11 protein-coding genes, 1 tRNA gene and 1 pseudogene are annotated in these 14,002 nt (G+C 75.7%); 4 read left to right on the top strand and 9 right to left on the bottom strand.

Annotated elements, in window-relative coordinates; translation table 11 throughout:
- Positions 1-8: 8 nt before the first annotated feature.
- The 3 genes from ACWC9T_RS12805 to ACWC9T_RS12815 all read right to left on the bottom strand — a co-directional run bounded on the left by ACWC9T_RS12805 (position 9) and on the right by ACWC9T_RS12815 (position 4,330).
- Positions 9-1,370 carry an AAA family ATPase gene (locus ACWC9T_RS12805; protein WP_449821066.1) on the bottom strand — a complete coding sequence of 454 codons (1,362 nt, stop codon included), beginning with the start codon at positions 1,368-1,370 and terminating at the stop codon, positions 9-11.
- Positions 1,370-2,971, bottom strand: a complete 1,602-nt coding sequence (locus ACWC9T_RS12810; RefSeq protein ID WP_449821067.1) for a hypothetical protein — start codon at positions 2,969-2,971, stop codon at positions 1,370-1,372. The genes ACWC9T_RS12805 and ACWC9T_RS12810 overlap by 1 nt, the downstream gene beginning before the upstream one ends.
- A 150-nt stretch (positions 2,972-3,121) precedes the next feature.
- Positions 3,122-4,330: a hypothetical protein gene (locus ACWC9T_RS12815; RefSeq protein ID WP_449821068.1), complete on the bottom strand. Its 1,209-nt coding sequence runs from the start codon at positions 4,328-4,330 to the stop codon at positions 3,122-3,124.
- A 175-nt stretch (positions 4,331-4,505) separates the two neighbouring features.
- On the opposite strand from ACWC9T_RS12815, the gene ACWC9T_RS12820 reads away from it, so the two are divergent.
- Entirely contained in the window at positions 4,506-5,162 is a 657-nt protein-coding gene (locus ACWC9T_RS12820) for a histidine phosphatase family protein (protein WP_449821069.1), read from the top strand.
- A gap of 77 nt (positions 5,163-5,239) precedes the next feature.
- Here the strand turns inward: ACWC9T_RS12820 and ACWC9T_RS12825 are convergent, their stop codons facing one another.
- On the bottom strand, positions 5,240-6,853 hold the full coding sequence (locus ACWC9T_RS12825) for a tetratricopeptide repeat protein (protein ID WP_449821070.1): 1,614 nt from the start codon (positions 6,851-6,853) through the stop codon (positions 5,240-5,242).
- Positions 6,854-7,114: 261 nt separating this feature from the next.
- On the opposite strand from ACWC9T_RS12825, the gene ACWC9T_RS12830 reads away from it, so the two are divergent.
- From ACWC9T_RS12830 to ACWC9T_RS12840, 3 genes are all read left to right on the top strand, one after another.
- Positions 7,115-7,630: a hypothetical protein gene (locus ACWC9T_RS12830; RefSeq protein ID WP_449821071.1), complete on the top strand. Its 516-nt coding sequence runs from the start codon at positions 7,115-7,117 to the stop codon at positions 7,628-7,630.
- Positions 7,631-7,736: 106 nt separating this feature from the next.
- Positions 7,737-8,642, top strand: coding sequence for a spermidine synthase (locus ACWC9T_RS12835; protein ID WP_449821072.1), 906 nt, complete (start codon positions 7,737-7,739; stop codon positions 8,640-8,642).
- Between the two features lie 104 nt (positions 8,643-8,746).
- Positions 8,747-9,214 (top strand): GNAT family N-acetyltransferase, encoded by a 468-nt coding sequence (locus ACWC9T_RS12840; RefSeq protein WP_449821074.1) that lies wholly within the window; start codon positions 8,747-8,749, stop codon positions 9,212-9,214.
- Between the two features lie 66 nt (positions 9,215-9,280).
- Here the strand turns inward: ACWC9T_RS12840 and ACWC9T_RS12845 are convergent, their stop codons facing one another.
- The 5 genes and pseudogenes from ACWC9T_RS12845 to ACWC9T_RS12865 form a co-directional block, all read right to left on the bottom strand.
- Positions 9,281-10,144: a hypothetical protein gene (locus ACWC9T_RS12845; RefSeq protein ID WP_449821075.1), complete on the bottom strand. Its 864-nt coding sequence runs from the start codon at positions 10,142-10,144 to the stop codon at positions 9,281-9,283.
- Positions 10,145-10,253: 109 nt separating this feature from the next.
- Positions 10,254-10,700 (bottom strand): DUF4442 domain-containing protein, encoded by a 447-nt coding sequence (locus ACWC9T_RS12850; protein ID WP_392904612.1) that lies wholly within the window; start codon positions 10,698-10,700, stop codon positions 10,254-10,256.
- 132 nt (positions 10,701-10,832) lie between these two features.
- Positions 10,833-10,908 (bottom strand) — tRNA-His (locus ACWC9T_RS12855).
- A gap of 205 nt (positions 10,909-11,113) precedes the next feature.
- Positions 11,114-11,716, bottom strand: a complete 603-nt coding sequence (orn, locus tag ACWC9T_RS12860) for an oligoribonuclease (RefSeq protein ID WP_449821076.1) — start codon at positions 11,714-11,716, stop codon at positions 11,114-11,116.
- Positions 11,717-12,587: 871 nt separating this feature from the next.
- Positions 12,588-13,605: pseudogene (locus ACWC9T_RS12865) on the bottom strand (helix-turn-helix domain-containing protein); the annotation flags it as partial.
- Positions 13,606-14,002: the final 397 nt, after the last annotated feature.

Below are 14,002 nucleotides of genomic sequence, written 5' to 3' on the forward strand. Positions count from 1 at the left end.
GGCCCTGCCTAGCGCAGGTGGACCCGGTGGCCGCTGAGGTGCTGGAGGACCTGGTGGTTGGCCTCCCAGCCGTCCGGGAAGGTCACCGGGACGCCCAACTGGACCGGCTCGGTGGAGGGGTGCTCGTCCAGCAGCTCGGCGATCCCGGCCCGGGCCACCACGATGCAGGCGTGCCGGTGCCGGGAGGCGAGCACGCACAGTCGGCCGGTCTCCAGGTGGAAGGCGGTCGCGTCCGGGCGTCCGGAGAGCGGGTGCAGCACCACCGTGACGTCGTACTCCCGGCCCTGCAGCCGGTTGGCGGTGTCCACGGTGACGGCCGGACCGGCCGCGCCGTCCACCGGGACGCCCGCCTTGAGCAGGGCCGCCCGGACGGACGCCGCCTGGTCCCGGTGCGCGGTGCCGACGGCGATCCGGTCCGCGGTGAGCGGGGACCCCCCCTGCTCGGAGTGGGCGGTCAGCCCGCGCTCCAGCAGCCGCTGGACGGTGGCCGCGACGGCTGCCACCGCCTGCGGGTCGGTCCGTACGGTGTGCCGGGCGGGCAGCTCCAGCAGCGCCCAGCCGTGCTCGGCGGCCCGGTCGATCACGGCGTCCAGCGCCGAACCGTCGGGGCGGACGGCTGCGGTCAGCCGGCGGTCGTCCGGGCCGGTGCCGGAGCGGAACGGCGTGTACGGGTAGAACGCCCGCGAGATCAGCGGCGCCGCGCTGGCGGGCAGCCGCCAGGAGACCGGCAGCCGGTGCGGCTCGATCTGCGGGTTGTGCGCCAGCATGGTGACCACGGCGCTGCTGGACGGGTCGTAGGACAGGCCCGCCCACTGCTCGGTGCCGACCACGGTGAACGGGTCCAGCTGGCCCGGGTCGCCGACGAACAGCGCCCGCTCGAACAGCCGGGCCACCGCGAGCAGGGCGTCCGAGCGCATCTGGTAGGCCTCGTCGACGATCGCGTGCCGCCACGGCGCCTCGGTCCGGACCCACTGCCACTTGGCGGAGGTGGAGATCACCACGTCCTGCTCGACCAGGTCGGCGGCCTTGTCGGAGGGCGTGACATTGGCGTGCCTGAGCACCTCCGGGCCGGGCCGGGAGTCCGCCGCGTGCAGCCGGCCGATCGTCAGCTCCGGAGCCTTCTCGGCCAGCCGGCCGACCAGGTCGTCCACCTGGCCGTTGGTCTGGGCGACGATCATCAGCCGCTCGCCGGCCTCCACCAGCTCGCGGGCGGCCCGCACCACCAGGGTGGACTTCCCGGCGCCGGGCGGGGAGTCCACCACCACGCCGCGCGGGGCGCCGGCCGACGGGCGGACGGTGGCCGCCAGGATGCGGGCCACGGCGGCGTCGGCGGCCGCGCCCGGGGACTGCTCGGGGGTCGACTCGGCCATTACTCCCACTCCTCGGCGGCAGCGGACGGGGCGGTTGCCGGCGCGGTGCCGGGCGGGCCGCCGTGGGTCCACGGGGTGTCGTCCGGCTCGGGCAGCGGCGCGGACTGGCGGACCGTCAACTCGAACAGGGTGAAGGTGACCGGCTCGCCGGGCTCGGGCAGGCTGCCCGGCTCGGGCTCCTTCTTGCGGCCCATGCCGGACAGCACCCGCAGGGTGATGGTGCCCTCGGCGGGCTCGACCGCGACGATCTCGGCCTTCTGCGCGGACGGGCCGTGCACCCGGTGCACCTCCCGGCCGAGGTCGGCGTGCGGGCGGTCGGCGGTGCGCAGGGTGAGCAGCGGGCGGGGCTTGGGGGAGCGGCCGGTGGTGTCCCAGTCCGGCACCACCTCGGTCACCACCCCGCTGAACGCCTCGCCGGACAGCCGGTGTTCGGCCATCGCCAGCGGGTCGTCCAGCGCCTCCTGGACGTCGAGGCGGGCCTGCTCGCGCTCGCGCTGGGCGAGCTTGCGGGCGGCGGTGACGGCGTCGTCCTGCCGGGGCTGCGGGGGCTCGCCGGCCGCGAGGCGGTCCCGGTGGCCGGTGTAGGACCAGCGGTCGCCGGTCCAGCGCTCCTCCAGGTGCCCGGCCGGCGGCAGGGCGCGCAGCAGGTCCAGACCCTGCCAGACGTCCCGCCAGGTGGGCAGCAGGACGGCGGACAGCACCTCCGTCAGCTGGTCGACCGCCGAGCGGACGGTCGCCCGGGCGCGCCCGGCGGCGGCCTCGTCCTGCTGCTCGGCGCTGTGCTGCAGGGCGTTGACGGCGGCGTCGTAGCGGGCGATCGCCGGGGCGAGCAGGAACTCGTCGAAGCGCGGGTCGGTGGTCGGGCCGGCCGGCGGGTGCAGCAGCAGGCCCTGCTCGTCCCGGCCGGTCTCGGCCAGCTCGGCCGCCTGCGCGCCGGTCAGGCCCGTCGGCGGGTTGTGCCAGGCCAGCCGGGCGGCCAGGTGCTGGTCCTCCAGGTGGCTCTGGCCGGTGGCCCAGTGCCGGGCGAGCAGGCCGGTCATCGGCAGCAGCAGGCTGGAGCCGGGCACCTGGGCGCGGTCGGTGAGGTGGGTCAGCCAGCGGCCGAGCAGCGGCACCCGCATCGGCGCCGGGTAGGGGCCGGGCTCGGCGTCCTCCACGGTGCGGCGGAACCGGGTGGAGCGGCCGATCAGCGCCAGGTGGTGCATGCCCGCGCTGTTGGGCACGATCAGCTGCGGTGCGTCGGCGCACAGCTCGCGGAACACCTGGGTCTTCTCGCCGGTCTCCGGGTCCTTCTCGGAACCCTCGATCTGCTCGACGTCGTCGGCGAAGGACTCCAGGTAGGGCAGCAGGTCGGCGGCCAGCTCGGCCAGGAAGTCGAACCGCAGGGTGCGGTTGAGCGGCTGCGGCACCAGGTGCAGCCGGGGCGCGTCCCGGTCGGTGCCGAGCATCACGGCCAGTGGCGCGCCGGACTCACCGGCGGCGGTCAGCGGGATCAGCACCATCGGGCGCTCGGACAGGTGCCGGTGCCGGACGGTGGCCAGCGGTTCGGCGTGCCCGCTGCGGACGGCCTCCAGCCGGGCGAGGGTGGTGAGGAGACTCATGCGCCCGCCTCGCTTCGCTCGGCAGGGGCATTCGCCCACGCGCGCCCTCTGATGATTCGCTCGCTCCGCTCGCTCATGCGCCCGCCTCGCTTCGCTCGGCAGGGGCATTCGCCCACGCGCGCCCTCTCATGATTCGCTCGCTGCGCTCGCTCATGCGCGGGCACCCAGCGCTTCTGTGCGCAGGGCGGCCGCGTAGGCCAGGCGCTCGGCCGCGTCGTCCGCGCCGTCGCCGTCCCCGGCGCCGTTGTCCGCGCCGGATGCGGTGACCAGCGCCTCGGTGACCGTACGGATGCTGCCCAGCTCGCCGCGCACGCCCCGGCCGAGCTGCTCGACCCGGTCGCCGCAGCGGGCCTGGGCGCGGCAGTGGAAGCCGAGTTCGCAGGTGGAGAGGCAGTCCGGGCTGTACGCGGCGGGCACCGCCTCGACCGCGGCGGTGAGCTGCTCGGAGGTCCGGGCTGGGGCGCCGTCCTGGTCGGCGGCCAGGTCGAAGTCGGTGCCCGCCGGGAGGGTGTCCAGCAGCCGGCCGATGCCGGTCATCCGGCTCAGCTGGCGGCGGGTGGTGGCCAGCTCGCGGCGGACGTCGACGGCGACCGCGGTCGGCCGGTTGCCGAAGTCCTTCGGGCAGACCAGCAGCACGCTGGTGCGAGGGCTGCCCGGCAGCCGCTGCTCGCTGTACGGGTCCTCGGCGAGCGTCTGTCCGGCGGCCGCGGCGGCGGTCCGCTGGAGCGCCAGCACGTACACCGCGGCCTGGCGGGCGGCGGCGCCGACCTTGGCCGGGTCCGCGCTGCCGTCCAGCACCGGGAAGGACTTGATCTCGACCACCGTGCACCGCCCGCCGTGCACCACCAGCGCGTCCGGCTCCAGGTAGGCGGTGCTGCCGGCCACCTCCAGGCGCAGCATCGGGTGGTCCAGCAGTGTCCAGGCCTCCGGCTCGGCGGCGGCCCGGGCCAGCGCCTCGGCCGTCCGGTCGGCGCGGACGGCCGGGCCGGAGCGGTGCAGCAGGTCGGGCACCAGCAGCGGGGCGCGGTCGTCGGCCGGGACGCCGAGGTGGGCGCGCAGCGGTTCCAGCAGCGCGGAGTAGTCGTCCGCCTTCAGCCGGGACTCGAAGATGACGCCGCGGGCGATCGCGAACGGGGACTGGCCGAAGGGGGCGGGGCGGCCGAGCCGGGCGGCCAGCGCCGATTTGTCCACCCCGGCCGCGTCCAGCACGGCGCGGCGGTGACAGCCCGGATTGGCGGCGAGCGCGGCGAGGGCGCGTGCGTTCAGACTGCGCTGCTGGGCCGGTCCGCGCAGCTCGGCGAGCCGCTGGGCGAGCGGCTCAGCGGACCCGCTGAGCGGGACGTTCGTCGAGACGTTCATGGTGCGGCCCAGTGTCGCATCCGGGTCCGACAATGCGGTGCGGACCGGCCCGTTCCGGCCGCAACCGCCGGGTATCGAAGCCCGCGATCGTGGCCGCGATCCGGGTGGGGGATCATGGAGCCCGGTGCTCAAGGGTGAGACCGACCGTTGACCGCCCCGTTGCGAGGAGCCCTCCATGCCCGCCCGAATCGTGCTGGTCCGCCACGGCGAGACCGAGTGGTCGGCCACCGGCCGCCACACCGGCCGCACCGACATCCCGTTGACCGGGGAGGGCCGCGCGATGGCCCGGGAGCTCGGTACCCGGCTCGCCAAGGCCCCCTGGAACGGACTGCCGGAGGCGCTCGTCTACACCAGCCCGCTCGGCCGGGCCAAGGAGACCTGCGAACTGGCCGGCTTCGGCGACCGCGCGGTGGAGCGCCCCGAGCTGCTGGAGTGGGACTACGGCCAGTACGAGGGGCGCACCGGCGCCGACATCCGGGCCGCCGACCACCCCGGCTGGCTGATCTGGCGCGACGGGGTGCCCGGCGGGGAGAAGCTCTCCGAGGTGGCCGCCCGGGTGGACGCCTTCCTCGCAGGCCTGAACGCGGAGCACGGCGTCCCGGAGCCGGACACCACCGTCATGCACTGCGCCGACCGGGACGTCGTCCTGTTCGCGCACGGTCACCTGCTGCGCATCCTGACCGCCCGCTGGCTGGGCCTGCCGCCCGAGTTCGCCCAGCGGTTCAAGCTCGGTACGGCGGCGCTGTGCGTGCTGTCCTGGGAGTACGGCGCCCCGGCGGTGGAGGTCTGGAACGACCTGTCCCACCTGGAGGAGCTGAACTCGGGCCACTGAGCCCGCGGTTGACGGCCTTCGGGGTCCGCTCGGGCCTTTGTCCGCTCGGGCCTTTGCCCGTTCGGCCCTGCGCCCGCTCAGGCCGCCGCGGCCTGGTCGTACCCGGCCAGAAATCGGCGGACCTCGGGCACCGAGGCGTGCCGGCGCAGCTGTTCGGCGGTGTCCGCCAGCATGCTGCGGATCCGGGCCGAGCGGACCTCGCCGAACAGCGCGACGGCGGCCGAGCCGTGGTGCGCCGCCCCCGCCAAGTCCCCCCGGCCGAGCCGGTCGTGGGCCAGTTCGGCGGTGTACAGCACCCGGTTGCGGACGAAGTGCGGCTCCTGCAGCGCTATGGCCAGCGCGGCCTGCTCACTGGCCCGGTCCCACTCGCCGAGCGCGGACCAGCACTGCGACTGCAGGCCGGCGATCTCCGCCTCGCCGAAGAAGGACATCCACTCCGGGTCGGCCTCGGAGGGCCCCCGGTCGAACAGGACGTACGCCCGGCCGATCGCGCGTTCACAGGAGGAACGGTCCCGCAGCAGGGCCCAGGCGCCGGCCTCGCGCATGGCCAACAGGGCGAGCAGTCTCGCGGAGTCCAGCTGCCGGGCGGCGGACTGCCCGGCCTGTGCGGCACGCAGTGCCTCGCGCGGGCGCCCGGCGTCCCGGGCGAGGAAGGCGCTGTTGCAGAAGACGTGCGCTTCCAGCGCGGAGTCCCCGGCCATCCGGGCGGTGGCGAGCGCCTCGGCGTAGAACGAGCGGGCGTCCGCGAGCCGGTTCGAGTCGTGTGCCAACCAGCCCACCGAGATGGCCAGTTCACCGGCTCCGGCCTGCAACCGGCGCTCCGTCTCGGCGCTGTACTCGCCCTCGTTGAGCAGCAGGTAGGCGGTGCGCAGCGACTGTCCGGCGAGGTCGTACAGGGTGTCGGCGCCGTGCGCGTCGTCGGCCAGTCTGATCTCCCGGACGGCCTGTTCGACGCCGAGCACCTCGGCGGCGCCGACCTTGCGCAACGGCGGCACCGGTCCGGGGCGGCCGGACACCACCGGGTCCAGGCCGAGCAGCGAGGGTGCGGTGAACTCCGCACCGGGGACGGCACCTCGGCCGGCGGCCGGGCGGAAGCCGGCGCCGGTGGCGGGACCGGCCGCGGCCGGCCGGTCGATGCCGATCACGGTGGCCAGCGCGGTCGAGCCGCCGGCCAGGAACGTACGGCGACGCACGTCGTCGTTCTCCTCGTCGAGATAGGGCGATCCATCGGGCCCCCTGGGCACCGCGCCGGCCCTCGGCCACGGGGGCCCGTCCGGAGCGGCTGGATCCGCGTACGGCGAGGCAGCGTACGGGAGTTGGGTGGAGAGTGGTGAGCGCGGGGCGGGCAGGGGCGGGAACGGCGGGTGGAGCGGGGGCACCCCGGTCGCCCCGCCGGCGCCGTCCGCCGAGCGGCGGCGGACGGCGGTGCGGGGGGCGAAGCCGAGGTCGGTGAGCGTGCGGCCCGGCCACATGTGCCGGAAGACCCGCTCGTAGGCGTAGTTGGGGCAGCGGATCTCACCGGACTCGACCCGTCCGACGTAGCGGGCGTCGCAGGACACGTGCTCGCCGATCTCGCGGGCGGCCCGGCGGACGGCCGTGGCGAACTCGCCGGGTGAGCGGTCGCCACGCAGCGCGCGCATCACGGTGTTGGGGGACGGTCGGTTCGGCTCGGCCGGCGGGGTGGCTGCCATGGCGCCGAGAGTACTCGGAGTCACCGGGTGGCCACAGTCGGTTTGCGGTATATATGGCGTCAATCCGGTGCAAACCGGGCGTTGTTGCGGGATATCCGCCATGAAATGCCATGCCTTGCTGTAATGCGCCCCGTGGCCTCGGGTGCCACCGCCGCGTTGTCCTGATACGTGGAAGCCCAGGCCGTCCCCCGGCCCCTCCCCGCCCCCAGCGCCCCACCCCGGGCAACTGCGCTACCGATCCGACGAGGTACAGGAGGGCCCATGATGGCCGCCGGACTGCCGCAGTACCGACCCGTCGCCGGGAGTGTGCTCGCCGGCGCTGCCCCGGCCCTGCTCCCCGACCCCGCCGACGACCGGTTCCCCGGCCGGGGCCCGGTGGGCGGCGGCCGCGGCTCGTGCGGCGGCCTGCGCCGGGACGCCGCCGGCCCCGAGGAGGGCACCCTGCTCACCAGCTGCGACACCGTGACCGTCGCCCTGCGGCACGGCCTGGAGGCCGTCGACATCCTGCGGCTGCGCCGCGCCTGCGGAGCCGTCCTGCAGAGCCGCAACGGCAGCACCGTCTCCTTCCTCGTCCCGGCCGGCACCTGGGAGACCTGGCACCTGCCCGGCAGCTCCTGTACGGCCGGCGCCCTGGTGCCCGGCGCCACCGACCCGCGCTGGGTGATCCCGCCCTCCGGTACCGGCCGCAGCACCCGCCCCACCGACGCCTGGGTGCTCCGCTCCGCCCTCTGCGAGGCCGCCTGCACGCTCACCGCCAGCGGCCTCGGCCCGTTCTAGCGAGCGTGCCGCGAGGATTCCGCCGGGCCCTTTCAGTCACCGGCCGGATCCCCACGGCACGCCCCTGACCTGTGGGTGTTCCCTCCCGGCGGCGATAATGGCGGCCATGGGACGAAGCAGCAGAGCCGCGCGCAGCCCGGAACCGGCGGCCACCACCGGGCCGGGCGGCCGCCTCCACGCCCAGGGCCCGCTCACCCGCTCCGTCGGCTCCGGCCTGGCCGAACTGTGCCCCGACCGCGACCGCCCCGCCGCCTGGACGCTGCTGATCGACGGCGCCCCGCAGTCCCTGGTCGACCTCGCCGACCCCACCCACCTCGGCTTCGAGTACCAGCGCCGGCTCGGCCACCTGATCGACCTGGCCGCCCCGCCCGGCCGCCCGCTGACCGTTCTCCACCTGGGCGGCGGTGCCCTCACCCTGGCCCGCTACGTGGCCGCCACCCGGCCGCGCTCCCGCCAGCAGGTCGCCGAGATCGACACCGAACTCACCGAACTCGTCCGCGCCGAACTCCCGTTGGAGCGCGGCTGGCAGATCAAGGTGCGCGGCGCGGACGCCCGCACCGTGTTGGAACGCACCCCCGCGGCCAGCGTCGACCTGGTCATCACGGACGTGTTCTCCGGCGCCCGCACCCCGGCCCACTGCACCACCGTCGAGTTCACCACCCTCGCCGCCCGCGCCCTCGCCCCCGGCGGCTGGTACACCGCCAACATCGCCGACGGCGCCGCCCTCCCCTTCGCCCGCTCCCAGGTCGCCACCCTCGCCGCGGTCTTCCCCGAACTCTGCCTGGTCGCCGACCCCGCCGTCCTGCGCGGCAAGCGCTTCGGCAACCTCATCCTCGCCGCCGCCCACACCCCCCTCCCCATTTCCGACCTCACCCGCCGCGTCGCCTCCGACTCCTCGCACGGCCGGGTCGAACACGGCCGCTCCCTCGCCGACTTCACCGCCGGCGCCGTCCCCGCCACGGACGCCACCGCCGCGCCCTCCCCGGCCCCGCCGCCGGGCGTCTTCCGCTGACGGGCGCGCCGGGCGGTCCCCGTCGACCGTAAAACCGTTGGTGGGCGACCGAGTTGCGCCGGACAATGGCTACCACCGCCCGGCCGTCGACCTGAGGGGACACCGTGCACATCCGACCCGCCCGCCCGGCCGAGGCCGAGCTGCTCACCGGCATCGCCCTGCGGGCCAAGGCGTACTGGGGGTACGACGAGGCGTTCATGGCCGCCTGCCGGGACGAACTGACCCTGGACGCCGCCGCGATCGGGCGGGCGCCGGCTTCGACGGTGGTGGCCGAGGACGGTGGCCGGGTGCTGGGGTTCGCCGTGCTGATCGCCGCGCCGCCGTCCGGCGAACTGGGCATGCTCTTCGTCGAGCCCGATCTGATCGGCCGCGGCATCGGCCGGGCGCTGTTCCACCACGTCCGCGACGAAGCCCGAGCACTCGGCCTGCGCCGCCTCACCGTCGACTCCGACCCGCACGCCGAGCCCTTCTACCTGGCGATGGGTGCCACCCGCATCGGCAGCACGCCGTCCGGCTCGATCCCCGGGCGTGAACTCCCCCTGATGGAAGTGGAGCTGGCCTCCGGCGCCTAAGGCGTGTCTGACAATTCCCGCCGGGCGCGAATTGTCAGACACGCAGCCAGTGCCGGTCCGGGCCGTTCAGTGCCCGCGTGGCAGTCCGCGGTGCTTGCACATGGCCGCGCCGGTGAGCAGCAGTCCGGCGGCGATGGGGACGAGCACTGCGGTTGCCGTCGCGGAGCCGTCGTCCGCGCCCGTCACGGTCGCCGTGTCGGCGAGGCCGAGCGACTGGGGCGTCCCGCCGTCCGTCGGTACGGCGGGATCCGCAGCCCCCTCCGTAACCCCCGTCGCACCGAGGGGTTCCACCGCGGCCTGCCCCTCGAGGGCGGCGGCCTCCCGTACCACCGGAGCCCCGGCCGCCTCGGATCGGGGCCGGCCGGCCACCGGCCGGGGCGGGCGCGGTTGCGGCACGGTGGCCAGTTCGACGGGCTCGCCCTCGCGGGAGGCGCGGGTCTCGGCCGGGTGGGCCTGGGCCGGGACGGTGCCGAGCAGGCCGGAGGCGAGGGCGAAGGCGTCGGGGACGGTGGCGCGTTGGCCGGGGAGGGGGAGCCCGCCGGCTCGGATGCGCTCCCGGAGGACGCCGCCGACCGTGCCGGTGGCCTGGTCGGCCGCTGCTCCGTCGGTCAGTTCCCCGACCAGCCCGGGGGAGCGGCCGGGCTCCGCGGCCGCCGGATGCCCGGGTTCCTCGAGGCGGGCGGCTGACTGCCCGTCGATCACGGTGCCGTCGTGCAGGGCCCGGCGGACGGCGGGCTGGGCCTGCCCGGGCAGCGGTTCGGCGGAGGCCGCGTACGCGCCGGGCGCTCCGACGCCCCAGAGCTGTGCGAGCAGCGCCCCGCCGGCGGCGACGGCGCGGGGGTGGGGCAGCCACCGGGCGATCGCGTGCCGCGCTCCGGCGAAGCCGCGGGGGGCGGGTTCCTGGGGCTCGGTCGCGTGATTGGCTCGCACGTGAGTTGAGAACGAGCGGACGGGCGGTGAGGTCACGCCAGCCGTCACGGACAGTCATCGCGCAGGTGGCCCCGGGGCGCTCTGCCCGGGGCCACCGACCGCGCGGCGGTCAGGAGTTGGGACGCAGGGTCCAGGTGACCGTCATCACACCGGTGACGGCGCCGTCGGCGCGGGTGATCTCGACGGTGACCGGGAACTCGGGGCGGCCGCCGGCGTCCAGCTCGGCCACGACCTCGGCGGCCGGGCGGCCGAGCACGGCGGTGGCGGTGACGTCGCCCATGGCGAGCTTCTTGTAGGCGATCTCGGCGTTCACGGCGAGCGGCACGGCCCGGGACAGCTGGTCCCCGAAGGCGGCGAGCACGATGCAGCCGCTGGCGGACTCGGCGAGCGTGAACATCGCGCCGGCGTGCGGGCCGCCGACGTGGTTGTGGTACGCGGGCTGGTCGGGCAGTCGGAGCACGGCGCGCTCCGGGGTGGTCTCCAGGTACTCGAGCTTCAGGGTGTGCGCCATCGGCACGGTGGCGTCGAGCATCTGGCCGATCGAAGGAGTGGTCATGGCGACAATGTTACTAGCCGGTAGCTTATCGCGGCAGGGGCGGCCCGGAAAAGCCTGACCGTCACGCACAACTGAGGCAACGCGAAAACGCCTGAGGGGCCGATCTCTTGAAGAGATCGGCCCCTCAGGCTCTGGGGTGAGTGACGGGACTCGAACCCGCGACCACCTGGACCACAACCAGGTGCTCTACCAACTGAGCTACACCCACCATCTGTCCGGTCCGTTCCCGCTCTCGCGTTCCCGTTCCGACAGGAAGAACTCTACAGGATCCGAGAGGGTGCTCGCGCCAGGGTTTCGTTCCGGCGAGCGCGGGCACCCTCCCCGACCCTCCGGGGGCCGTCCGCGCGACCCCCTCCGCGGTGGTCGCGCCGGGGTGGGGGTCGCTGCGGAGAGCGCGCGCCGGGTCAGCCGGGTCAGCCGGCCGAGGCCTGGTACTTCCCGGCGATGGCGCGCGCGGTGTCCGCGTCCGGGCCGGGCTGCGGGACGAACACCGCCTCGCGGTAGTACCGCAGTTCGTCGATGCTCTCCCGGATGTCGGCGAGCGCCCGGTGGTTCCCGCCCTTCTGCGGGCTGTTGTAGTACGCCTTCGGGTACCAGCGGCGGGCCAGCTCCTTGATCGAGGAGACATCCACGATCCGGTAGTGCAGGTGCTTCTCCAGGGCCGGCATGTCCCGGGCCAGGAAGCCGCGGTCGGTGGCCACCGAGTTGCCGCACAACGGCGTCTTCCCGGCCTCCGGCACGTGCTGGCGCACGTACGCGAGCACGCGCTCCTCGGCCTCGGCCAGGGTCGCGCCCTGCTCCAACTCGTCGAGCAGGCCGGAGGCGGTGTGCATCTCCCGCACCACCTCCGGCATGTTCGCCAGCGCCTCCGCCGGCGGGCGGATGGTGACGTCCACGCCCTCGCCGAGGATGTTCAGCTCGGAGTCCGTCACCAGCACCGCGACCTCGACCAGGGCGTCCCGGTCGAGGTCGAGGCCGGTCATTTCACAGTCGATCCATACCAAACGGTCATTCACGCAACTCACCCTACGGCGCGATCACGCGCCGCGGGCACCGGTGGAGCCGAGCGGGGTGCCGGAGCGAGGCTCTCGACCTGGTGCTCCTCCGCCCTGTCGTGCGGGCCGCGGCCGTCCGGGTGCTCGCCCTCCCGGCCGGTGCGGACCGCGTGGCCGTCCCGCCCGGGACGGGCCTCACGCGCCGCCCGTCCGCCGTCCACCGCCGCGGCCCGACCGCCTTGGGCGCGGGCCTGCGGCGTCCGGGCCTGCCGGTCGCGGAGCTCGCCCGCCCCGGCCGCCGGCTGCCCGGCGGCGGTGGTCGGCACCCGGTTGCCCGGCGCACCGTGCGCACGCCCGGCCGCACCCGGCTCGTCCGCGGGCCGTTCGACCGCGCTGCGGTACCCCTGGCCCTGGCCGCGCGCCCCCGGCTGGGGGTGGCCGTCCTCGGCCGCCGCGTGCTCGGCGGTGCGCGGCGGACGCCCCGCACCCGGCCCGGCCTGCGGCGGCACCAGCGGAGGCCGGGCCGGACCGCGCGCCACACCCTGCTGCCCGGGGTGCGGCTGCTGCGCGGCCTGCTGGTGCGGGTACGGCTGACCCGCGCGGGCGTGGAAGCCCTGGGGGGCCGGCGCCCCGACCTGCCCCGGACCGTGCGGACCGGCGTGACCGTGCGGCACCGGCTGCCCGGGACCGACCGGCTGACCGTGCGGGCCTGCCTGGCCGACTGGAACCTGCGCTCCCGGTCCGGCCGGGAAGGGGTGGGCCGGCTGCCCGCCGTGCCCGGCCGCGCCGAACAGCGCCCCGCCCGCCGCCGAGGCGGCCGCGGTGGCCGCGGCGTGCGGCAGCGCGCCGGGCAGCCGCAGGTCGCCGCCGTGCGCTCCGGCCGGGGCACTCGACTGCTGCCCGGGCCGACGGGCCCGGTAGCTGGTCCGGTACGCGGCCGGCGAGACCCCGAGCTGACGGCGGAAGTGCCCGCGCAGCGCCACCGGCGAACGGAACCCGCACCGGCGCGCGACGTCGTCCACCGACAGCTCCGAGGTTTCCAGCAGCCGCTGCGCCTGGAGCACCCGCTGGGTGATCAGCCACTGCAGCGGCGCACTGCCGGTGAGCGTGCGGAACCGGCGGTCGAAGGTGCGGCGGCTCATGTACGCGCGGGCCGCCAGCACCTCGACGTCGAACTGCTGGTTGAGGTTCTCCAGCGCCCAGGTGACCACCTCGGCCAGCGGGTCGTTGCCGATCTCCTCCGGTAAAGACTGATCGATGTACTGGGCCTGTCCGCCGCCGCCGCGACGGCTGGGCACCACCAGCCTGCGGGCCAGCGCGTTGGCCGCCTCGGCGCCGTGGTCGCTGCGCACCACGTGCAGGCACAGGTCGATCCCGGCGGCGGTCCCGGCGGAGGTGAGCACGTCGCCGTCGTCCACGAAGAGCTCGCGCGGGTCGACGTGCACCCGGGGGTAGCGCTTGGCCAGGGTCGGCGCGTACATCCAGTGGGTGGTCGCCGGGCGGCCGTCCAGCAGTCCGGCGGCGGCGAGCACGAAGGCGCCGGTGCACAGCCCGATGATCCGCGCGCCCTCGTGGTGCGCCTTGCGCAGGGCGGTGATCGCTTCGACCGGCGGGGGCTGGGAGATCGAGCGCCAGGCCGGGACGACGATCGTGCCGGCCCGGGCGAGGGCCTCCAGGCCGTACGGTGCGGAGAGGGTCAGGCCGCCGGTGGTGGCCAGCGGGCCCTCCTCCCCGGCGCAGACCAGCAGTCGGTAGCGGGGGACCCCGGCGTCCTGGCGGTCCACGCCGAAGACCGAGAGCGGGATGGAGCTCTCGAAGATCGGGGCGCCGCCGAAGATCAGCACCGCGACGGTCTCCCGGCGGCGTCGGCCGGACAGCTTGCGCGGGACGCCGGCCGGCGACGGGGTCATCGGGGAGCCGTTGGCGCCCGGACCGCCATGGCCCAGCGGGCCGTGGCCGGGGGCGGTGCCCAGGGCGAGGCCGCCGAGCGGACCGCCGGCACCGTTCGGGCCCGGGGCCGCGCCGCCGGCGGGGTAGGCAGGGTGGCCGTTGTAGCTGGAGTACTCGCCGGTGAAGGGCTGGGCGGGGTTGCCGTAGGCCTGGCCCGGGTTGACGGGGCCTCGACTGACGGGCTGTCCGCCGTGGTTCGGGTGCCCGCCCTGGGGCGGCTGCGCCCCGTACGGCGCCTGGCCGCCGTGGGCCTGGGTGCCGTGCGCCGGACTGCCGTATGCCTGACCGCCATATGCCTGACCGCCGTACGCCGGACCGCTGTGCTCGGCCGGGACGGGGCCGGTGGCGGACGGCACC

This window comes from Kitasatospora sp. NPDC001159 (genome assembly GCF_053598235.1).

What these genes read in the sequence shown, in the direction of transcription:
- ACWC9T_RS12805 (WP_449821066.1), bottom strand. Translation starts at nt 1,370, where the DNA reads ATGGCCGAGTCGACCCCCGAGCAGTCCCCGGGCGCGGCCGCCGACGCC.
- ACWC9T_RS12810 (WP_449821067.1), bottom strand. Translation starts at nt 2,971, where the DNA reads ATGAGTCTCCTCACCACCCTCGCCCGGCTGGAGGCCGTCCGCAGCGGG.
- ACWC9T_RS12815 (WP_449821068.1), bottom strand. Translation starts at nt 4,330, where the DNA reads ATGAACGTCTCGACGAACGTCCCGCTCAGCGGGTCCGCTGAGCCGCTC.
- ACWC9T_RS12820 (WP_449821069.1), top strand. Translation starts at nt 4,506, where the DNA reads ATGCCCGCCCGAATCGTGCTGGTCCGCCACGGCGAGACCGAGTGGTCG.
- ACWC9T_RS12825 (WP_449821070.1), bottom strand. Translation starts at nt 6,853, where the DNA reads ATGGCAGCCACCCCGCCGGCCGAGCCGAACCGACCGTCCCCCAACACC.
- ACWC9T_RS12830 (WP_449821071.1), top strand. Translation starts at nt 7,115, where the DNA reads ATGATGGCCGCCGGACTGCCGCAGTACCGACCCGTCGCCGGGAGTGTG.
- ACWC9T_RS12835 (WP_449821072.1), top strand. Translation starts at nt 7,737, where the DNA reads ATGGGACGAAGCAGCAGAGCCGCGCGCAGCCCGGAACCGGCGGCCACC.
- ACWC9T_RS12850 (WP_392904612.1), bottom strand. Translation starts at nt 10,700, where the DNA reads ATGACCACTCCTTCGATCGGCCAGATGCTCGACGCCACCGTGCCGATG.